This is a genomic window from Nitrospirillum iridis (assembly GCF_014205765.1).
GTDB lineage: Bacteria > Pseudomonadota > Alphaproteobacteria > Azospirillales > Azospirillaceae > Nitrospirillum > Nitrospirillum iridis.
The window spans coordinates 284,295-303,851 of the sequence record NZ_JACIIZ010000005.1 but is presented as its reverse complement, the minus strand read 5'-3'; the positions used below and the strand labels follow the sequence as shown (position 1 = coordinate 303,851).

The following is a 19,557-nucleotide window of genomic DNA, read 5'->3' as shown; positions in this document are numbered from 1 at the left end:
TATCAGACCTGTAATCATCCCGCCGGATCGCCTATGTAAGGGCCGGTCCGGAAATTCGGGGCATCTTTAGCGGCGCGGCGTCGGCTCATTTCACGTGGGATGTGACCAGGCGTGCGCATTCGAGGGCGTTCAGCCGTCAGCGCTGCGTCCGGGTATGGAGGGGGCATGGCGTCGCACGGCCAGTCGGTCTGGAAAGAGGTGGTCGACCTCTATCGGGAGGTGTTCGCGGCACCTGGGCGCACGGCCCGGTTCCTCGGAATGCCGGCGGTGTTCAGTCTGGCGTCCGCCCTGTTTTTCCAGCTCCGTGCCACCGACTATCTGAGCCAGGAGGGGGATCAGGCGCAGTGGGGCGAGTTCGGCTTCATTTTCCTGGTCATGGTGGTTTTCCAGACCTGGGCGCATATGCGCTCGCTGTCCGCATGGGGGCACTGGGTGCGCACCGGGCAGGAGGGTGTCACCTTTCTGCAGCCGGGCTTCGGCCGGAAGGAATGGAACGCCACCGGCTGGCAGATCCTCTATTTCTCCTTGCTGCTCATCGCCCTGATGGCGCTGCTGTTCGCCAAGGCGCTTGTGCTGGATTCGACGACGGAGGATCAGGCGGGCCCGGGTGTATGGCTGGTCCTGCTGGCCGCCGCCATCGTCGTGGGCATAGTGACGCTGCAGGTCACGGTGCGCCTGGGCGTCGGCCTGATGGCCATACTGGCGAACCAGCCGCCGGCCTTCGGTCGGTATTGGACGGCGTCGGCGCCGCTGGCTTGGCGTCTGACCTGGGCGGTGTTGCTGAGCCAGGCGGCGTTGCAGGTGCCGTGCTTCTTCCTGAACCGCCTGGTGATGGGCGATTGGCTGACCGTTAGCCGCGTGTCACCGCCTGGTGTGGCGGTCAGCCTGGGTTGGACGGCCGCCATGGCCATCGTCAATTTCGTGTGTGTCGCCCTTCTGGCCGTGGCCCTGGCCCGCGCGTATCGCGCGCTTAGCCCGGACGCCGCCGCCTTGGGTGCGACAGCGGCGGGGGAGGGGAATCGGTGATGGATGAGCGGCCATCCGGCGGTCTCAGCCAACAGCACCGCGTCTTGTTGTTGATCCTGGGCTTGGTCATGATCGGCGGGCGGTTGTGGGATATGGGCCACGATCAGACGGCGGGACCGGGGATGAACATTCTCGTCATCCTGTTGGGCGTGGTCATCCTGGTGGTCGCCTTGGTGGCGGGACGGCGCCGCTCCGGTCGCTGACCGGCTTTTTCATCCTGCCTGGAACAGCCCGCCCATGGAAACGATGACCGCCGTTCTGATCCTGCTGGTGGCCGTGGTGGTTTCCGGTGGCATTGGGCGCTTCGTCCCGTGGCTGCCCCAGCCGCTAATCCAGGTGGCGTTGGGTGCCCTGTTGGGCGGGGCGTCGGGGGTGCCGATCACCCTTGATCCGGGACTGTTCCTGCTCCTGTTCATCCCGCCGTTGCTGTTTCTGGATGCCTGGCGCTTCCCGTCGGTGGAGCTGCGGCGGCTGGGCGGCATCATCCTGACCCTGGCGGTGGGCCTCGTGATGTTCACGGTGGTGGGGGCGGGGCATATCATCCACTGGCTGCTGCCCGGCCTGCCGCTGGCGACGTCCTTCGCGCTCGCCGCGGTGCTGTCGCCCACTGACGCCGTCGCTGTTTCCGGCATGACGGGCCGGGCACCCATGCCCGCCCGGCTCAGGCACATCCTGGAGGGGGAGGCGCTGCTCAATGACGCCTCCGGCCTGGTCTGCCTGCAGTTCGCCGTGACGGCGGCCCTGACCGGGACCTTCTCGCTGGGCGCCGCGACGGGTGCCTTCCTCTGGGCGGCGGTGGGGGGCCTGATTGTGGGCGTGGTTACGGTCGCGGCGGTGCATCTGGTCCAGGACTGGGTCATCCGTACCCGGGGCGATCATGCCGCCCTCACCATCCTCACCATGCTGCTGGTGCCGTTCGCCGCTTACCTGGCGGCGGAACATCTGGCCATGTCCGGCATCCTCGCGGCCGTGGCGGCGGGCATGACCCTGAACCTGCTGCCGTTGGAGGAGGCGGGACAGGTCGCCACCCGGCTGCAGGGGACGGCGGTTGCCGACATGGTGCAGTTCACCCTGAATGGCGTCATCTTCGTCCTGCTGGGTTGGCAGTTGCCGGGCATCCTCGGGCAGGCGCCGGCCATCGCCGTGCAGGCCGGGGCCCCGCATGGTGGGCCGGCGGACACACCGGTGGGGCTGGGCTGGCTGGGGCTGCATGTCCTTTTCATCGTTGGCGCGTTGCTGGGCTTGCGGCTGCTGTGGGTCTGGCTGTCGCTCTGGATCACCCGGGCGCTGGCCCGGCGCCTGGGGCGGCCCCGGCAAAATCGCCCCAGCGTCCGCTTGATCATCGTCACCGCCGTTGCCGGCGTGCGTGGGGCCGTCACCCTGGCGGGCGTGTTGTCCCTGCCGGAGTGGCTGCGCGACGGCGTGCCCTTCCCCGGCCGGGATGTGGCCGTCTTCCTGGCCTGCGGCGTCATCCTGGTGTCGCTGCCTCTGGCTGGTGTGCTGCTGCCCTGGTTGCTCCGTGGCCTGGCCATGCCCGAGGAAGACGCGTCGGTGGAGGAGGAGAGGCTGGCGGAGGCCGCCATGGCCCGCGCCGCTCTGCGCCGGCTGGAGCAGGCGCATCAAGCCGTGCCTCCCACCGCGCCCGATTCCGATCTTTATGCGGAGGCGGCCGTACGCCTGATGGAATTCTACCGCCGACAGGTGGAGGAGCCGGACATGCCGGGGGACGCCCGCGCGCAAAGCCGCCGACGCCAGACCATCGATGCGGAACTGCGCCTGGTGGCCGTACGGGCCAAGCGCGACGAGCTGGCGCGCCTGCACCGCGTCCACGCGGTTAGCGACGACACGTGGCGGCGCATCATGCACAGCTTGGACATGATGGAAGCCTCGCTGGCGCGCGCCCGCGTCCGGTAGGCCCCCGGCAGAGGGGCTTGGCCACCACTTCCGGTGGCGTCCGCGGGCCGGCGGGCACATGGCTGCCCCTATCCATGAGCAGAGGTCGTTTTCCCATCAGGAGGGAACCGGGAAGGTGATACCCTGGGCCACTGTCTGGGGTGTCGTCCCGGGCGGCCTACCGTGGCAACGAACCGGAGCGTAGGGTCATGGAAAGGGATGAGCGGCGTCTCGGTGATCGGATTCTCATGGCGCTGGAATTGGCGGTCGAACAGGGCAACCTTACGGTGGCGGAGCCGCTGGCCCAGGCCCTGGAACTCAGCGTGACAAGCTTCGGCGGGCCGGATGCGGTGGACCATCGCGGCGTCCCTTTTCGGCTCCTTGAGGCGCTTGACCGTTTGGACAGTCTCCGTCACTCGGAAAAAATCGCTTAGAATCAGTAACTTACTAAAAATGAAAAAAAATCGGCGTCGTCGCGTTTTTCCTGTTTGACAAGCCGCCCGCCGTTCGACTACAAACCGCGCACCGCAGCGACGCTGACCGGCACGAAACGCACCGAACGGTAAAACGAACGGCGCAAACAAGGCCTGAAAGCAACGTTGCAAAGACGCGGGTGTAGCTCAGTTGGTTAGAGCGCCGGCCTGTCACGCCGGAGGCCGCGGGTTCAAGTCCCGTCACTCGCGCCACTTCATCGAACGTTGACAGGATGTTCGATTTTAGCAAGGCCGCGCTGGCAACAGCGCGGCCTGCTTGCTTTCCGGGTATTCGCACTTGCGGTAGAGCGATAGTTGAGAGTGGATCTCAACAACCCCTGTTTGGGCCATTTCCCCCATATTTTCAGCGCCTTGGCCCCCACGGAACGCATGGCGTAATTTGCTTTCCTTGGGCACGGCACCCGCCTATATTCCATCACGCCCGGCCCCAAGCCGGGCTTTTGTGCAGGCGTTCGGACCCCCGCATGGGTTCGGAGGTCATGTCCAGAACCGGCGGGCAGGCCGGGTGGGGCCAAAACCGATAATCAGATGTGTGGGCCTGGGCTTCATGCACTTGGTTGCGGCTGGCGCCTTCCGCAAGCCTCCGTCGGGCCAACCGGGACGAAATTTGGGGCACACTCATGTCCAGTCAGGTCATGTCCGCTGAGCTGCTGAGCCAGTATCTGCCGATCATCATTTTCCTGGCCATCGCCGGGGTGATTGCGTCCGCCATGGTTTTCGGCTCCATGCTGGTTGCCAAGCAGAAGCCCGATAGCGAGAAGCTGTCGGCGTACGAATGCGGCTTCGAGCCGTTCAACGACGCCCGTAGCAAGTTCGACGTGCGCTTCTACCTGGTCGCCATCCTGTTCATCATCTTCGACCTGGAAGTGGCGTTCCTGTTCCCGTGGGCCGTGTCGTTGGGTCGCATCGGCCTGTTCGGCTTCTGGTCCATGATGGCCTTCCTGGGCATCCTGACCATCGGCTTCATCTACGAATGGAAGAAGGGTGCGCTGGACTGGGAGTGATCCCAGGCCGGCCCTGACTTTTTCCGTCGCCTAATTCGCATCGCTGCCCGTTCACACCGGAGCCAGACCCGTGACGTCTTTGCCAACCCACTCTTCCGTTTCCCCGGCCGGCGTTTCCCCCGCCGGTGCGGGCGCGCCCCTGCCGCCGGGCCCCGCCCAGGACGCCTACATCAAGGCCGTGACGACGGAGTTGCAGGACAAGGGCTTTGTCGTCGCCAGCCTGGAATCCCTGCAGGATTGGGCGCGCACCGGTTCGCTCTGGCCCATGACCTTCGGTCTGGCCTGCTGCGCGGTGGAAATGATCCACGCCTACATGAGCCGCTTCGACCTGGACCGGTTCGGCGTGATTCCCCGCCCCAGCCCGCGCCAGTCGGACGTGATGATCGTGGCCGGCACGCTGTGCAACAAGATGGCCCCGGCCCTGCGCAAGGTCTACGACCAGATGGCGGAGCCGCGGTGGGTCATCTCCATGGGGTCGTGCGCCAATGGTGGCGGCTATTACCACTACAGCTATTCCGTGGTGCGTGGCTGCGACCGCATCGTGCCCGTGGACATCTATGTGCCGGGGTGCCCGCCCACGGCTGAGGCGCTGGTCTACGGCGTGCTGCAGCTGCAGAAGAAGATCAAGGGCGGTAATCGCCTGGTTCGGCGCTAAGCGGCCTCGGGGGTCTGGAATGAACGACGAAACCCTACAGGCGCTGGGCGCCAAGATCGCGGCGGCCCTGCCGGGCGCCGTGACCGGCTTCGAGGTGCAGCATGGCGAGGTGGTGATCCGCACCACCCGCGATGGTCTCTTGAAGACGCTGACCGTGCTGCGCGACGATGCCGGCTGCCGCTTCACCCAGTTGATCGACGTGACGGCGGTCGACTGGCCCTCGAAGCCCGAGCGCTTCGAGGTGGTCTACATCCTGCTGTCGGTGACCAAGAACCTGCGCGCGCGGGTGACGCTCACCACGGATGAGGATACGCCGGTTCCGTCCTGCGTCCCGCTGTTCCCGGCCGCCGGCTGGTACGAGCGTGAGACCTGGGACATGTTCGGCGTGTTCTTCGCGGGTCATCCCGACCTGCGCCGCATCCTGACCGACTATGGTTTCGAGGGGCATCCCCTGCGCAAGGACTTCCCCCTGACGGGGTATGTCGAGGTTCGCTACGACGACGAGCAGAAGCGCGTCGTCTATGAGCCGGTGAAGCTGACGCAGGACTTCCGGGCCTTCGATTTCATGTCGCCCTGGGAGGCGATGACCGATGTGCAATTGCCGGGCGACGAGAAGGCGGTGATCCCGCTGGGCGCGACGCTGCGCGACGGCAGCGTGAAGAAGTGAGATCGGCCATGGCCAATCCTGTTGAAAGCCAGATCAAACCCTACACGATGAACTTCGGGCCGCAGCACCCTGCCGCCCACGGCGTGCTGCGCCTGGTTCTGGAGATGGACGGCGAGGTGGTGGAGCGGGCGGACCCGCACATCGGCCTGCTGCATCGCGGCACCGAGAAGCTCATCGAGTACAAGACCTACATCCAGGCGATGCCCTACTTCGACCGGCTGGACTATGTGTCGCCGATGTCGGAGGAGCACAGCTTCGTCCTGGCCGCGGAAAAGCTGCTGGGCATCACCCCGCCCAAGCGCGCGCAGCACATCCGCGTGCTGTTCGCCGAGCTGACCCGCATCCTGAACCACCTGCTGAACGTCACCACGTTCGCCATGGACGTGGGCGCGCTGACCCCGGCGCTGTGGGGCTTCGAGGAGCGCGAACTGCTCATGGAGTTCTATGAGCGGGTGTCGGGCGCCCGCATGCATGCCAACTACTTCCGCGTCGGCGGTGTCCACCAGGACCTGCCGGCCGGCTTGCTGGACGATATCGAGGCCTACTCCGCCAAGTTCGAGAAGTTCGTCGACGACGTTGAAGGCCTGCTGACCGCCAACCGCATCTTCAAGCAGCGCCTGGTCGACATTGGCATCGTCTCGGGCGACGAGGCATTGGCTTGGGGCTTCACCGGCCCGGTGCTGCGCGCCTCCGGCATCCCGTGGGACCTGCGCAAGTCCCAGCCCTACGATACCTATGCTGAGTACGACTTCGACGTCGCCATCGGCAGGACGGGCGATTGCTACGCCCGGTATCTCGTGCGCGTCGAGGAGATGCGGCAGTCCAACCGCATCGTCCAGCAGGCCATCGCCAAGCTGCGGCAGACCCCGGGCGCCATCAAGGTGGACGACCGCAAGATCGCCCCGCCGCCCCGTGGTGACATGAAGCGCTCGATGGAATCGCTGATCCATCACTTCAAGCTGTACACCGAGGGCTATCACGTCCCGGCCGGCGCCACCTACACCGCCACCGAATCGCCCAAGGGCGAATTCGGCGTGTACCTGGTGTCCGATGGCTCCAACCGTCCTTATCGTTGCAAGATCCGGCCGACGGGCATCGCCCATCTGCAGGGTGTTGATTTCATGTCCCGGGGCCACATGCTCGCCGACGCCGTCGCGATCATCGGCTCCATCGACGTCGTGTTCGGAGAGATCGACCGATGAGCGCTTCCGAGACCCCTGCCGGTCCGGCGACCTTCGAATTCACCGCCGACAACTTGGCCCTGGCCCAGCGGATCATCGCCAAATATCCGGAAGGCCGCCAGGCGAGCGCCGTGATGCCCTTGCTGGATCTGGCCCAGCGCCAGCACCACAACTGGCTGCCCCGCGCCGCCATGGACTATGTCGCCGGCATGCTGGGCATGGCGCCCATCCGCGTGTACGAGGTCGCCAGCTTCTACACCATGTACAACCTGAAGCCGGTGGGCAGGCACTTCGTGCAGGTCTGCACGACCACCCCCTGCTGGCTGCGCGGGTCGGATGAGGTGCTGGCGGCGTGCAAGCGCAAGCTGGGCGTCGGTCCGGGCGAAACCACCGCCGACGGCCAGTTCACCGTGGTTGAGGTGGAATGCGCCGGCGCCTGCGTCAACGCCCCGGTGATCGCGCTGAACGACGTCTATTACGAGGATCTGGATGGCCCCGCCACCGAGGCCCTGCTCGACACCCTGATCCGGGGCGAAACGCCCAAGCCCGGCCCGCAGAACGGCCGCATCAATTCCGCGCCGATCGGCGGTCCGACGACCCTGATCGAGATGGCGCAGCGTAACGGCGTCAAGCCGGCGTCGCAGGAGTAAGGCCGATGTTGCGCGACGAAGACCGCATCTACACCAACCTCTACGGCTATGAGGACTTCCGCCTGGATGCCGCCCGCAAGCGCGGCGACTGGGACGGGACGAAGGACATCCTGGCCCGGGGCCGCGACACCATCATCGAGCAGATGAAGGAATCCGGCATGCGCGGCCGCGGCGGCGCCGGTTTCTCCACCGGCCTGAAGTGGTCCTTCATGCCGAAGAAGGTGGAGGGCCCGGTCTACCTGGTCATCAACGCCGACGAGGGCGAGCCTGGCACCTGCAAGGACCGTGAGATCCTGCGCCACGATCCGCACAAGCTGATCGAAGGCTGCCTGATCGCCGGTTTCGCCATCGGCGCCACCGCCTGCTACATTTACATCCGTGGTGAGTTCTACAGCGAGGCGTCCAACGTCCAGGTCGCCATCGACGAGGCCTACGCCTCCGGCCTGATCGGCAAAAACGCCTGCGGCAGCGGCTACGACTACGACATCTACCTGCACAAGGGTGCTGGCGCCTACATCTGCGGTGAAGAGACCGCGCTGATCGAGTCCATCGAGGGCAAGAAGGGGCAGCCGCGCAACAAGCCGCCGTTCCCCGCCAACGCCGGCCTCTACTCCCGCCCGACCACGGTCAACAACGTGGAAAGCATCGCGGGCGTGCCCACCATCCTGCGGCGCGGCCCCGCCTGGTTCGCCGGCCTGGGGCGCCCGAAGAACGCGGGCACCAAGCTGTTCTGCATCTCCGGCCACGTGAACAAGCCGTGCAACGTGGAAGAGGAGATGGGCATCCCGCTCAAGGAACTGATCGAGCGTCACGCCGGCGGCGTGCGCGGCGGTTGGGACAACCTGCTGGCCATCATCCCCGGCGGGTCGTCGGTGCCGGTGATGCCCAAGAGCGTCTGCGACACCGTGCTGATGGACTTCGACAGCCTGCGTGAGGTCGGTTCGGGCCTGGGCACGGCCGCCGTGATCGTCATGGACAAGTCCACCGACATCGTCCGCGCCATCGCCCGCCTGTCGAAATTCTACATGCATGAGAGCTGCGGCCAGTGCACGCCGTGCCGTGAAGGCACGGGTTGGCTGGCCCGCGTCATGGACCGCATGGTCCGCGGCCAGGCCCGCCTGGACGAGATCGACATGCTGTACGACGTGACCAAGCAGATCGAGGGCCGCACCATCTGCGCCCTGGGTGACGCCGCCGCTTGGCCGGTGCAGGGCCTGATCCGGCACTTCCGGCCGGAGATGGAAGCCCGCATCGCCGCCTACCGTCAGAGCATCGCTGCCGAGTAAGCGGCGGAAGGATTTGAGACATGCCGAAACTGACCATCGACGGTATCGAGCTTGAAGTGGCGCCTGGCACCTCCGTGCTGCAGGCCTGCGAGCAGCTGGGCATCGAGGTTCCGCGCTTCTGCTATCATGAGAAGCTGTCGGTCCCGGCCAACTGCCGCATGTGCCTGGTGGAGATGGAGAAGGCGCCCAAGCCCATCGCCAGCTGCGCCATGCCCTGCGGCGAAGGCATGGTGATCAAGACCGACACCGACACCGTGCACAAGGCGCGCAAGGGGGTGATGGAGTTCCTGCTCATCAACCACCCGCTGGACTGCCCCATCTGTGACCAGGGCGGCGAGTGCGACCTGCAGGACCAGGCGGTCGGCTACGGCTTCGACCGCGGCCGCTATGGCGAAGAGAAGCGCGCGGTCAAGGACAAGAACCTCGGCCCGCTGATCAAGACCATCATGACGCGCTGCATCCATTGCACGCGCTGTATCCGCTTCAGCGACGAGATCGCGGGCGTGTCGGTGATGGGCGCCACCGGCCGTGGTGAGCATATGGAGATCGGCACCTACGTCGAGGCCGCCGTCTCCTCCGAGCTGTCGGGCAACCTGGTGGACGTCTGCCCGGTGGGCGCCCTGACCTCCAAGCCCTACGCCTACACCGCCCGCCCCTGGGAACTGCGCAAGACGGAATCGGTCGACGTGCTGGACGCCGTCGGTTCCAACATCCGCATCGACACCCGCGGCGGCGAAGTGCTGCGCATCCTGCCCCGCCTGAACGAGGCGGTGAACGAGGAATGGATCAGCGACAAGACGCGCTACGCCCATGACGGTCTGAAGCGTCAGCGCCTGGACCGCCCCTACATCCGCGAGAACGGCAAGCTGCGCGCCGCCTCGTGGGAAGAAGCCTTGGCCCTGACCGCGTCCAAGCTCAAGGGTGCCGCGCCGGAGAAGGTGGCCGCCATCGCCGGCGACCTGGCCGACGCCGAAAGCCTGCTGGCCCTGAAGGACCTGCTGGGCGGCATGGGGGTGAAGAGCCTGGAAAGCCGCCAGGACGGCAGCGCCATCGACGCGGCCAGCCGCGCCGGCTACATCTTCAACAGCACCATCGCCGGTATCGAGCAGGCGGACCATGTCCTGCTGATCGGCACCAACCCGCGCTGGGAAGGCAGTCTGGTCAACGCCCGCATCCGCAAGCGCTACCTGCAGGGCGGTCTGACCGTCACCGTGCTGGGCCCGCGCGTCGACCTGACCTTCCCGATCGAGCATCTGGGCAACGACGCCACGGTGCTGAACGCCATCGCCGACGGCAGCCACCCCTACGCCGCCACGCTGAAGGCCGCCAAGAAGCCGCTGCTGATCCTGGGCTCCGGCGCGCTCGCCCGGCCGGATGGCGCCGCCGTCTGGGCGGCGGCCCGCGCGGTGGCCGAGGCCTGCGGCCTGGTGCGTGAGGATTGGAACGGCTTCAACGTCCTGCACCGCGCCGCCTCGCGCGTCGGCGCCCTGGACCTGGGCTTCCTGCCCGCCGCGGGCGGCCGCGACTTGGCCGGTATCCTCGACGGCGCCCGCAAGGGCGAGGTCGAGGTGGTCTACCTGCTGGGCGCCGACGAGATCGACGCCCAGAACTTCGGCCGCGCCTTCGTGATCTACCAGGGGCACCACGGTGACCGGGGCGCCCATCGCGCCGACGTCATCCTGCCGGGTGCCGCCTACACCGAGAAGAACGCGACCTACGTCAACACCGAGGGCCGCGCCCAGCATACCCGCCAGGCCACCTTCCCGGTGGGCGAGGCGCGCGAGGATTGGAAGATCATCCGCGCCCTGTCCGGCGCCCTGGGCAAGCCCCTGCCCTATGACACCCTGCAGCAGCTGCGCAAGCGGCTGGCCGATGCCAACCCGGCGTTCGCCCAGATCGACCGCGTGACGCCGGCCGCCTGGGGGGCCTTCGGCACCGCCGGTGACGTGGCCGCCGCGCCCTTCACCCTGCCGGTTGAGAATTTCTACATGACCGACGCGATCAGCCGCGCCTCGGCCACCATGGCCGAATGCACGGAGGCCTTCGTGTCGCCCGCCGTTGCCGAGAGGACCGGGACCCATGGCTGATTTCCTCATTGCCCATCTGGGGACGCCGGTCGGCACCCTGGTGGCGATCGTCCTGAAGATCCTTGTGATCACGGTGCCGTTGCTGATCGCGATGGCCATGATGACCTACATGGAACGCAAGGTGCTGGCCGCCATCCAGCTGCGCCAGGGCCCCATCCTGGTGGGTCCCTTCGGTCTCCTGCAGCCGTTCGCCGACGGCTTGAAGCTGCTGACCAAGGAAACGATCATCCCGGCCGGCGCCAACCGCGCCGTCTTCCTGATCGCGCCCATGTTGACCTTCATCCTGGCGCTGGTCGCCTGGGCGGTCATCCCCTTCGGTGAGGGGCTGGTGCTGGCCGACATCAATGTCGGCGTGCTTTACCTCTTCGCCATCAGCTCGCTGGGTGTCTACGGCATCATCATGTCGGGCTGGGCGTCCAACTCGAAGTACGCCTTCCTCGGTGGCTTGCGCTCCGCCGCACAGATGGTCAGCTACGAAGTCTCCATCGGCTTCGTCATCATCAGCGTGCTGCTGTGCGTCGGTTCCCTGAACCTGTCGGACATCGTCCGGGCGCAGTCGGGCCTGTGGTTCTGCATCCCGCTGTTCCCCATGTTCGTGGTGTTCTTCATCTCGGCGCTGGCGGAAACCAACCGCGCCCCCTTCGACCTGCCGGAAGGCGAGTCCGAACTGGTCGGCGGTTTCCACACCGAGTATTCGGCCATGGCCTTCGCCCTGTTCTTCCTGGGCGAATACATCAACATGATCCTGATGAGCGGCATGACCTCCGTGCTGTTCCTCGGGGGCTGGCAGCCGTTCCCCCTGCTGGGCTTCATCCCCGGTCCGTTGAACCTGATCATCAAGATCTGCCTGCTGATGTTCGTGTTCATCTGGGTGCGCGGCACGCTGCCCCGCTACCGTTACGACCAGCTGATGCGCCTGGGCTGGAAAGTCTTCCTGCCGTTCTCGCTGATCTGGGTGATCCTCACCGCCGGCTTCCTGGTCTACTTCGACAAGGTGCCGCACTGAGGATGCCGCCCCGCGCGTCCGCGCGCGGGGACGTATCGAGTTCTGACTTGTGACCGCGGGGGGAGCCGCCCCCCGCATCAAGGAATGAGGTGACGACATGGCCTGGCTCGACCGCACGGCGCGCGGCCTGTTCATGACCGAGCTGGTGAAGGGGTTCGCCCTGACGCTCAGCTACATGTTCAAGTCCCGGGTGACGCTCAACTACCCGTATGAGCGCAGCCCCGTGAGCCCCCGCTTCCGCGGCGAACATGCGCTGCGCCGCTATCCCAATGGGGAAGAGCGCTGCATCGCCTGCAAGCTGTGCGAGGCGGTGTGCCCGGCCCTGGCCATCACCATCGAGGCGGAACCGCGCGACGACGGCTCGCGGCGGACCACCCGGTACGATATCGACATGACCAAGTGCATCTACTGCGGTCTCTGCCAGGAGGCTTGCCCGGTGGACGCCATCGTCGAGGGGCCGAACATCGAGTACGCCACCGAGACGCGTGAGGAGCTTTTCTACAACAAGGAAAAGCTGCTGGCGAACGGCGACCGGTGGGAACCCCTGCTGGCGGCCAACATCGCCGCGGACGCCCCCTACCGCTGATCGCCTGTTCAAAGCCTTTTGACGTCTAAGCCCGTGACGCCCGTGCGTGGCACCGCCCACGCCCCTACCCAGAGCCAGTGACCCAGAGACTGGGCCCGGTTACCGGAGAGAAATCTTGATCGCCAACGTCCGCAACCCGCACCGGAAGGAGAGCCGCCAATGATATTGCCCGCTCTCGCCTTCTATCTGTTCGCCGCCGTGCTGGTGCTGGCCGGCATGCTGGTGGTCACGGCGCGCAACCCGGTGCACTCCGTCCTGTTCCTGATCCTGGCCTTCTTCAACGCGGCCGGCCTGTTCGTCCTGATCGGGGCGGAATTCGTGGCGATGATCCTGGTCATCGTCTACGTCGGCGCCGTGGCGGTGTTGTTCCTGTTCGTCGTCATGATGCTGGACATCAACTTCCAGGAACTGCGCAAGGGCTTCCTGCGCTATCTGCCGGCGGGTCTCGCCGTCGGGGCGGCGCTCCTGGCGGAACTGGGGTTGGTGATCTCCGGCTGGGTCTACGCCGGCCCCGCCGACAGCGTCCGCGCGGCCCCCACGCCGGAAAGCGTCACCAACGCCCAGGCGTTGGGCGACCTGCTCTACACCCAATACGCCTACATCTTCGAGGCCTCCGGCCTGGTGCTGCTGGTGGCCATGATCGGCGCCATCGTGCTGACTCTGCGCTCGCGCAAGGGCACCCGTCGCCAGGTCATCGCCGACCAGGTCGCCCGCCGCCGCGAGGACGTGGTGGCCGTGGTCAAGGTCCAGACCGGGGAGGGCGTCTAAGCCATGGAAAACATGATGGATATCGGTCTGGGCCACTACCTGTCGGTGGCGGCCATCCTGTTCATCCTGGGCGTGTTCGGCATTTTCCTGAACCGCCGCAACGTCATCATCATCCTGATGTCGATCGAGCTTATCCTGCTCGCCGTCAACATCAACCTCGTCGCCTTCTCGGTCTTCCTGCACGATCTCGTGGGACAGGTCTTCGCCCTGTTCATCCTGACCGTGGCGGCGGCTGAGGCCGCGATCGGCCTCGCCATCCTTGTCATCTACTTCCGCAACCGTGGCTCGATCGCGGTTGAGGACATCAACCTGATGAAAGGTTGAGCGCCATGGCCGTTATCGCAGCAATCTTCCTGCCGCTTCTGGCGTCCTTCATCGCTGGCTTTTTTGGCCGGCGCATTGGGGACCGGGGCTCGCAGTTCGTCACATGCGCCGCCATGCTGGTGGCCTTGGGGCTGTCCATCCATCTGTTCATTGATGTGGCCATCAATGGTCACGCCCAGATCGTCACCTTGGCCAACTGGGTGGCCAGCGGCGCCTTCCACGTTGATTGGGCCCTGCGCGTCGATACCCTGACGGCGGTCATGCTGATCGTGGTCAACGGCGTGTCGACCATGGTGCACATCTACTCCGTCGGCTACATGAGCCATGACCCGGACAAGCCGCGGTTCATGTCCTACCTCAGCCTGTTCACCTTCATGATGCTCATGCTGGTGACGTCGGACAACCTGCTGCAGATGTTCTTCGGCTGGGAGGGCGTCGGTGTCGCCTCCTACCTGCTGATCAACTTCTGGTTCGAGAAGAAGAGCGCCAATGACGCCTCGATGAAGGCGTTTCTGGTGAACCGCGTGGGCGACTTCGGCTTCGCGCTGGGCATCTTCACCGTGTTCGTCATCTTCGGCACGGTCGAGTTCAAGCCCATCTTCGCCGCCGCCGCCTCGCAGGCGCACGCTACCTTCAACTTCCTGGGCTGGAACGTGTCGGCGCTGGACTGCGCCTGCCTGCTGCTGTTCGTCGGCGCCATGGGCAAGTCGGCCCAGCTGGGCCTGCACACCTGGCTGCCGGACGCGATGGAAGGCCCGACCCCGGTCTCGGCCCTCATCCACGCCGCCACCATGGTCACCGCCGGCGTCTTCATGCTGGCCCGCATGAGCCCGGTGTTCGAATACGCCCCCACGGCCCTGGCCGTGGTGACGGTGGTGGGCGCGCTCACCGCCTTCGTCGCCGCGACGATCGGCATGACCCAGTTCGACATCAAGCGCGTCATCGCCTATTCGACGATGAGCCAGCTGGGCTACATGTTCTTCGCCATCGGCGTGTCGGCCTATCAGGCTGCCATCTTCCACCTGATGACCCACGCCTTCTTCAAGGCCCTGCTGTTCCTGGGCGCCGGTTCCGTCATCCACGCCATGTCGGGTGAGCAGGACATGCGCAAGATGGGCGGCATCTGGAAGCTCATCCCCTTCACCTACGCGGTGATGTGGATCGGCAACCTGGCCCTGGCCGGTGTCGGCATCCCCGGTGTCTATGGCTTCGCCGGCTTCTACTCCAAGGACATCATCCTGGAGGCAGCCTACGGCTCCGGCACCGCGGTGGGCCACTTCGCCTACTGGCTGGGCATCGCCGCCGCCTTCATGACCGCCTTCTACTCCTGGCGCCTGCTGATCCTGACCTTCCACGGCAAGCCGCGCGCCACCAAGGATGTCATGGACCACGTGCATGAAAGCCCGGTGGTCATGACCGGTCCGCTGACGGTGTTGGCCCTGGGTGCCCTGGTCGCCGGTATCGGCGGCTACGAGTGGTTCGTCGGTCACGAGGCTCGCGCCGAGTTCTGGCGTGGCGCCATCCAGGTGCTGCATGCCCATGACAGCATCCACGCCGCCCATGAGGGGCCGGAGTGGGTGGGTGTCCTGCCGCTGCTCGTCGGTTTGACCGGCATCGGCTTGGCCTATGTCTGCTACATGTTCGTGCCCGGCATCCCGGCCACCTTCACCCGCGTGGTGAAGCCGCTGCACACGCTGGTCTTCAACAAGTACTTCTTCGATCAGATCTACAACGCCCTGTTCGTCAAGCCGGCCCAACTCCTTGGGTACGGTCTGTGGAAGGGCGGCGACGGCGCCATCATCGACGGCTTGGGCCCCGATGGCGTCGCCAAGACCACCCGGGGGATCGCCGGCGGCGTCAGTCGTCTGCAGTCGGGTTACGTCTACCATTACGCATTCGCCATGGTGATCGGCGTGGTCGCGCTGGTCGGCTGGTTCTACTTCAAGCCCTGAGCAGGACGAGGCATATAAGATGGCTGATTGGCCGATCCTGTCGCTGACGACGTTCCTTCCGTCGATTGGCGCCCTACTCATCCTGCTGGTGCGCGGCGAAGAACAGGCCGTGGCGCGCAACGCGAAGGTGATCGCCCTCGCGACGTCGCTCATCACCTTCCTCGTTTCTCTAGCCATCCTGATGAAGTTCGACCCCGCCAGCGCTGGTTTCCAGTTGGTGGAGGAGCACAGCTGGATCCCGGCCCTGGGCATCCAGTACCTGCGCGGCGTGGACGGCATTTCCGTCTGGTTCGTGCTGGCCTCGACCTTCCTCACCCCCATCTGCGTGCTGGCCTCCTGGGACAGCGTCGAGAAGCGGGTGAAGGAGTTCATGATGTCGCTCCTGCTGCTGGAGACCATGCTGGTCGGCATGTTCACGGCGCTGGACTTCATCCTGTTCTACATCTTCTTCGAAGGTGTCCTGCTGCCGATGTTCCTGATGATCGGCGTGTGGGGTGGTCCTGGCCGCATCTACGCCGCCTACAAGTTCTTCATCTACACCTTCATCGGTTCCGTCCTGATGCTGCTGGCCATCGTCGCCATGTATCTGCAGGTCGGCACGATGGACATGCGGGTGATGCTGGACCACACCTTCGACCCGTCCATGCAGAAGATCCTGTGGCTGGCCTTCTTCGCCGCCTTCGCGGTGAAGACACCGATGTGGCCCTTCCACACCTGGCTGCCCTTCGCCCACGTGGAGGCGCCGACCGCCGGCTCCGTCATGCTGGCCGGCGTCATGCTGAAGATGGGCGGCTACGGCCTGATCCGTGCCAACCTGCAGATGCTGCCCATCGGCTCCGCCACCTACACCACCCTGGTGTTCGTGATGTCGGTCGTCGCCATCATCTACACCTCGCTGGTGGCGCTGGCGCAGACCGACATGAAGAAGATGATCGCCTATTCCTCCGTGGCCCACATGGGTTACGTCAGCATGGGCATCTTCTCCGCCAACGCCCAGGGCTTGGACGGCGCCATGTTCCAGATGCTGTCGCACACCGTGGTGTCGGCGGCCCTCTTCCTCTGCATCGGCGTGGTCTACAACCGCCTGCACACCCGTGAGATCGCCCGTTACGGCGGCATGGCGCACAACATGCCCAAGTACGCCGTGGTGTTCATGCTGTTCATGCTGGCCTCGGTCGGCCTGCCCGGCACTTCGGGTTTCGTCGGTGAATTCCTGTCGATGCTGGGCGCTTACGAGGCCAACACCTGGGTGGGCCTGTTCGCCTCCACCGGCTTGGTCTTCGGCGCCGCCTACATGCTGCTGCTCTATCGCAAGCTGTTCTACGGCAAGCTGGAGAAGGCGGACGTGATGGCCATGCCCGATCTGAACGCGAAGGAGATCATCTACTTCGCGCCGCTGATCGCCGTCGTCATCATGATGGGTGTTTACCCGAAGAGCTTCAGCGCCGTGTACGCCACGTCGCTGGACCATGTCCTGGCGCATCACCGCGAGGCCCTGGCGGCCGAGGGGCTGACCCCGCCGACCGCCAACCCCGCCTCGTCCTTCATCCCGGCGGCCAATGCCGAGACCATGTCGGCGCATCCGGCGACGACCGAGACGCCGGGCACCGAACATGCCGCGGAGCCGTCCACTCCTGAAACGCCTGCTGAGGCGCCCGCGCAGAGCGAGCCCAAGGCGGACGCCAACCCCGACGCCGGCCACTGACCCAGCGGGAAACGATCCATGCAACCTGTCCTCACCGATCTGATCCCGGCCCTGCCTGAGATCTTCCTGGCCGTGGCGGCGATGCTGCTGCTGATGCTGGGTGTGTTCCGCGGCAACGGCGGCGCCCGTCTGGTCAGCGGCCTGGCCGTGGTCGCCCTGGTGGTCACCGGCGTCCTTCTGCTGCGCCAGGATGGCTACGACGTGGCCTTCTCCGGCCTGTACATCACCGACAGCTTCGCCGTCTTCTCCAAGCTGCTGATCCTTCTGGGCACGGGCCTGTCGCTCATCATCGCCCAGAACTTCATCGCCCGCGAGGATATGGACCGGTTCGAGTTTCCGGTGCTCATGGTGCTCGCCACCGTCGGCATGATGATGATGGTGTCGGCCAACGACCTGTTGTCGCTCTATGTCGGGCTGGAACTGCAGAGCCTGTCGCTCTACGTCATCGCGTCCTTCCGCCGCGATTCCGCCAAGAGCACCGAGGCCGGCCTGAAGTATTTCGTCCTCGGCGCCCTGTCCTCGGGCATGCTGCTGTACGGCATCAGCCTGATCTACGGTTTCGCCGGCACCACAAACTTCATCACCATCGCCCAGGTCCTGCAGGCCGGTCCCGCCCCCCTGGGGGTGATTGTCGGCCTGGTGTTCGTCGCCGCTGGCCTGGCCTTCAAGATCTCGGCCGTGCCCTTCCACATGTGGACGCCGGACGTCTATGAGGGCGCCCCCACCCCGGTCTCGGCATTCTTCGCCGTGGCCCCCAAGGTGGCGGCCATTTGCCTGTTCATCCGTGTCCTGGAAGGCCCCTTCGGTTCGCTGTTGCCCCAGTGGCGCCAGGTGATCGAGTTCTGCTCCGTCGCCTCCATGTTGGTGGGCTCGCTGGCGGCCATCCGCCAGTCCAACATCAAGCGCCTGATGGCCTATAGTTCCATCGCCAACATCGGCTATGCCCTGGTCGGCGTCGCGGCCGGCACCGCCGACGGCGTCCAGGCCGTGCTGATCTACATGGCGATCTATCTGGTCATGACGGTCGGCACCTTCGCCATCATCATCGCCATGCGCCAGAAGGGGAAGGCCGTGGAAGAGATCGCCGACTTGGCCGGCCTCTCCAAGACCAACCCCATGCTGGCCCTGGCCCTGGCCATCTTCATGTTCTCCATGGCGGGCGTGCCGCCGGCGGCCGGCTTCTTCGGCAAGCTGCTGGTGTTCATGGCGGCCTGGAAGGCGGGGCTGTATCCGCTGTCCATCATCATGGCGCTGACCAGCGGCATCAGCCTCTTCTACTACCTGAAGGTCTGCAAGGTGTCCTGGTTCGATGACGTCAAGGAACCGCTGGATCGTCCCAGCGCCGGGCTTTCCTGGGTCGTCACCGCCACCGCCCTGGTGGTCTTCCCGGTGGCCCTGGTCATCGGCACCCCGGTGCTGAACAGCGCCGCGGCGGCCGCCGCCAGTCTGTTCCATTGAGGGAGCGGGCGCCCGCCGCCGGAACGCCCTCGGGCGCTTCGCTGGGCGGCGCCTTCCCCCACCGTCTGCCGGACTGGATCCGGCCGACGGTGCTGGAACGGTGCGGCAGCACCAATGATATCGTGAAGGACATGGCCCGAACGGGTGCGCCGGAAGGCGCGCTGGTTCGGGCCGTTCGTCAAGAGGCGGGGCGGGGCCGGCGCGGCCGGTCCTGGCTGTCGGACGCCGGCAACCTGGCGTGCACCCTGCTGTTACGGCCCGGCGGCACGCCCCAGCGGGCGGCCGAACTGTCCTTCGTCACCGCGCTCGCGGCGGGGGAGGCGGTGGATGGCCTGATCGCGGCCGCGCCCAAGCTGAAATGGCCCAACGATATTCTGGTGGACGGCGCCAAGATCGCCGGAATTCTGCTGGAATCCGAAGCGGATCTGGATGGCTCTGTCGCCTGGGTGGCGGTGGGGATGGGCATGAATGTGCGCCACCATCCGGATACCGCGGACTATCCCGCCACCTCGCTGTTGGCATTGGGGGCGGATGTGGAACCAGATCTGGTCATGGCCGCCTATGCCGGCGCCTTCGACCGCTGGTATCGCCGCTGGCAGGATTATGGTTTCGCGCCGGTGCGCGCCGCTTGGCTGAACGCGGCGCAGGGTTTGGGGGGCGCCGTCACCGTGCGGCTGCACGACCGGTCCTTTGACGGCCGCCTGGTGGATCTGGACGTTGACGGCGCACTGCTGGTGGAAACGGCGCAAGGATCGGTCAAGGTGAGCGCCGGCGACGTTTTCTTCCCCATCCTCAGCGGCCCCCGATAGAGGCAG

General features: G+C 65.8%; 19 protein-coding genes and 1 tRNA gene. All 20 read left to right on the top strand.

The window, feature by feature from the left end; translation table 11 throughout:
- The first annotated feature begins 165 nt into the window (after positions 1-165).
- The 20 genes from FHS74_RS10985 (at position 166) to FHS74_RS10890 (ending at position 19,551) form a co-directional block, all read left to right on the top strand.
- A complete protein-coding gene (locus tag FHS74_RS10985; protein WP_184800309.1) occupies positions 166-1,026 on the top strand; it encodes a hypothetical protein in 861 nt (286 codons plus the stop codon).
- On the top strand, positions 1,026-1,229 hold the full coding sequence (locus FHS74_RS10980; protein ID WP_184800308.1) for a hypothetical protein: 204 nt from the start codon (positions 1,026-1,028) through the stop codon (positions 1,227-1,229). Before FHS74_RS10985 ends, FHS74_RS10980 begins: the two co-directional genes overlap by 1 nt.
- A gap of 34 nt (positions 1,230-1,263) precedes the next feature.
- Positions 1,264-2,940 (top strand): Na+/H+ antiporter, encoded by a 1,677-nt coding sequence (locus tag FHS74_RS10975; protein WP_184800307.1) that lies wholly within the window; start codon positions 1,264-1,266, stop codon positions 2,938-2,940.
- Between the two features lie 188 nt (positions 2,941-3,128).
- Positions 3,129-3,353, top strand: a complete 225-nt coding sequence (locus FHS74_RS10970; RefSeq protein ID WP_184800306.1) for a hypothetical protein — start codon at positions 3,129-3,131, stop codon at positions 3,351-3,353.
- Positions 3,354-3,528: 175 nt separating this feature from the next.
- Positions 3,529-3,605 (top strand) — tRNA-Asp (locus FHS74_RS10965).
- A 443-nt stretch (positions 3,606-4,048) separates the two neighbouring features.
- Entirely contained in the window at positions 4,049-4,417 is a 369-nt protein-coding gene (locus FHS74_RS10960; protein ID WP_184800576.1) for an NADH-quinone oxidoreductase subunit A, read from the top strand.
- Between the two features lie 79 nt (positions 4,418-4,496).
- A complete protein-coding gene (locus FHS74_RS10955; protein ID WP_184800574.1) occupies positions 4,497-5,072 on the top strand; it encodes a NuoB/complex I 20 kDa subunit family protein in 576 nt (191 codons plus the stop codon).
- Between the two features lie 19 nt (positions 5,073-5,091).
- On the top strand, positions 5,092-5,739 hold the full coding sequence (locus FHS74_RS10950) for an NADH-quinone oxidoreductase subunit C (RefSeq protein ID WP_184800305.1): 648 nt from the start codon (positions 5,092-5,094) through the stop codon (positions 5,737-5,739).
- A gap of 8 nt (positions 5,740-5,747) precedes the next feature.
- The gene (locus tag FHS74_RS10945; RefSeq protein WP_184800304.1) at positions 5,748-6,941 is read left to right on the top strand and encodes an NADH-quinone oxidoreductase subunit D; all 1,194 of its coding nucleotides are present in this window, start codon (positions 5,748-5,750) and stop codon (positions 6,939-6,941) included.
- Positions 6,938-7,570, top strand: coding sequence for an NADH-quinone oxidoreductase subunit NuoE (nuoE, locus tag FHS74_RS10940; protein WP_184800303.1), 633 nt, complete (start codon positions 6,938-6,940; stop codon positions 7,568-7,570). The genes FHS74_RS10945 and nuoE overlap by 4 nt, the downstream gene beginning before the upstream one ends.
- 5 nt (positions 7,571-7,575) lie before the next feature.
- Entirely contained in the window at positions 7,576-8,856 is a 1,281-nt protein-coding gene (gene nuoF, locus FHS74_RS10935) for an NADH-quinone oxidoreductase subunit NuoF (RefSeq protein WP_184800301.1), read from the top strand.
- 20 nt (positions 8,857-8,876) lie between these two features.
- Positions 8,877-10,943: an NADH-quinone oxidoreductase subunit NuoG gene (gene nuoG, locus FHS74_RS10930; RefSeq protein WP_184800299.1), complete on the top strand. Its 2,067-nt coding sequence runs from the start codon at positions 8,877-8,879 to the stop codon at positions 10,941-10,943.
- The gene (gene nuoH / locus FHS74_RS10925) at positions 10,936-11,949 is read left to right on the top strand and encodes an NADH-quinone oxidoreductase subunit NuoH (RefSeq protein WP_184800297.1); all 1,014 of its coding nucleotides are present in this window, start codon (positions 10,936-10,938) and stop codon (positions 11,947-11,949) included. The genes nuoG and nuoH overlap by 8 nt, the downstream gene beginning before the upstream one ends.
- A 97-nt stretch (positions 11,950-12,046) precedes the next feature.
- Positions 12,047-12,535 carry an NADH-quinone oxidoreductase subunit NuoI gene (gene nuoI / locus FHS74_RS10920; RefSeq protein WP_184800295.1) on the top strand — a complete coding sequence of 163 codons (489 nt, stop codon included), beginning with the start codon at positions 12,047-12,049 and terminating at the stop codon, positions 12,533-12,535.
- A 159-nt stretch (positions 12,536-12,694) separates the two neighbouring features.
- A complete protein-coding gene (locus tag FHS74_RS10915; protein WP_184800293.1) occupies positions 12,695-13,303 on the top strand; it encodes an NADH-quinone oxidoreductase subunit J in 609 nt (202 codons plus the stop codon).
- A gap of 15 nt (positions 13,304-13,318) precedes the next feature.
- Entirely contained in the window at positions 13,319-13,627 is a 309-nt protein-coding gene (nuoK, locus tag FHS74_RS10910; protein WP_040846291.1) for an NADH-quinone oxidoreductase subunit NuoK, read from the top strand.
- 5 nt (positions 13,628-13,632) lie between these two features.
- The gene (gene nuoL, locus FHS74_RS10905) at positions 13,633-15,579 is read left to right on the top strand and encodes an NADH-quinone oxidoreductase subunit L (protein WP_184800291.1); all 1,947 of its coding nucleotides are present in this window, start codon (positions 13,633-13,635) and stop codon (positions 15,577-15,579) included.
- Positions 15,580-15,598: 19 nt separating this feature from the next.
- Complete coding sequence (locus FHS74_RS10900) at positions 15,599-17,284, top strand: NADH-quinone oxidoreductase subunit M (RefSeq protein WP_184800289.1); 1,686 nt, start codon at positions 15,599-15,601, stop codon at positions 17,282-17,284.
- Positions 17,285-17,302: 18 nt separating this feature from the next.
- Entirely contained in the window at positions 17,303-18,742 is a 1,440-nt protein-coding gene (gene nuoN, locus FHS74_RS10895) for an NADH-quinone oxidoreductase subunit NuoN (protein WP_184800288.1), read from the top strand.
- Complete coding sequence (locus tag FHS74_RS10890) at positions 18,739-19,551, top strand: biotin--[acetyl-CoA-carboxylase] ligase (RefSeq protein ID WP_246463052.1); 813 nt, start codon at positions 18,739-18,741, stop codon at positions 19,549-19,551. Before nuoN ends, FHS74_RS10890 begins: the two co-directional genes overlap by 4 nt.
- Positions 19,552-19,557 lie beyond the last annotated feature (6 nt).

What these genes read in the sequence shown, in the direction of transcription:
- FHS74_RS10985 (WP_184800309.1), top strand. Translation starts at nt 166, where the DNA reads ATGGCGTCGCACGGCCAGTCGGTCTGGAAAGAGGTGGTCGACCTCTAT.
- FHS74_RS10980 (WP_184800308.1), top strand. Translation starts at nt 1,026, where the DNA reads ATGGATGAGCGGCCATCCGGCGGTCTCAGCCAACAGCACCGCGTCTTG.
- FHS74_RS10975 (WP_184800307.1), top strand. Translation starts at nt 1,264, where the DNA reads ATGGAAACGATGACCGCCGTTCTGATCCTGCTGGTGGCCGTGGTGGTT.
- FHS74_RS10970 (WP_184800306.1), top strand. Translation starts at nt 3,129, where the DNA reads ATGGAAAGGGATGAGCGGCGTCTCGGTGATCGGATTCTCATGGCGCTG.
- FHS74_RS10960 (WP_184800576.1), top strand. Translation starts at nt 4,049, where the DNA reads ATGTCCGCTGAGCTGCTGAGCCAGTATCTGCCGATCATCATTTTCCTG.
- FHS74_RS10950 (WP_184800305.1), top strand. Translation starts at nt 5,092, where the DNA reads ATGAACGACGAAACCCTACAGGCGCTGGGCGCCAAGATCGCGGCGGCC.
- FHS74_RS10945 (WP_184800304.1), top strand. Translation starts at nt 5,748, where the DNA reads ATGGCCAATCCTGTTGAAAGCCAGATCAAACCCTACACGATGAACTTC.
- nuoE (WP_184800303.1), top strand. Translation starts at nt 6,938, where the DNA reads ATGAGCGCTTCCGAGACCCCTGCCGGTCCGGCGACCTTCGAATTCACC.
- nuoF (WP_184800301.1), top strand. Translation starts at nt 7,576, where the DNA reads ATGTTGCGCGACGAAGACCGCATCTACACCAACCTCTACGGCTATGAG.
- nuoG (WP_184800299.1), top strand. Translation starts at nt 8,877, where the DNA reads ATGCCGAAACTGACCATCGACGGTATCGAGCTTGAAGTGGCGCCTGGC.
- nuoH (WP_184800297.1), top strand. Translation starts at nt 10,936, where the DNA reads ATGGCTGATTTCCTCATTGCCCATCTGGGGACGCCGGTCGGCACCCTG.
- nuoI (WP_184800295.1), top strand. Translation starts at nt 12,047, where the DNA reads ATGGCCTGGCTCGACCGCACGGCGCGCGGCCTGTTCATGACCGAGCTG.
- FHS74_RS10915 (WP_184800293.1), top strand. Translation starts at nt 12,695, where the DNA reads ATGATATTGCCCGCTCTCGCCTTCTATCTGTTCGCCGCCGTGCTGGTG.
- nuoK (WP_040846291.1), top strand. Translation starts at nt 13,319, where the DNA reads ATGGATATCGGTCTGGGCCACTACCTGTCGGTGGCGGCCATCCTGTTC.
- nuoL (WP_184800291.1), top strand. Translation starts at nt 13,633, where the DNA reads ATGGCCGTTATCGCAGCAATCTTCCTGCCGCTTCTGGCGTCCTTCATC.
- FHS74_RS10900 (WP_184800289.1), top strand. Translation starts at nt 15,599, where the DNA reads ATGGCTGATTGGCCGATCCTGTCGCTGACGACGTTCCTTCCGTCGATT.
- nuoN (WP_184800288.1), top strand. Translation starts at nt 17,303, where the DNA reads ATGCAACCTGTCCTCACCGATCTGATCCCGGCCCTGCCTGAGATCTTC.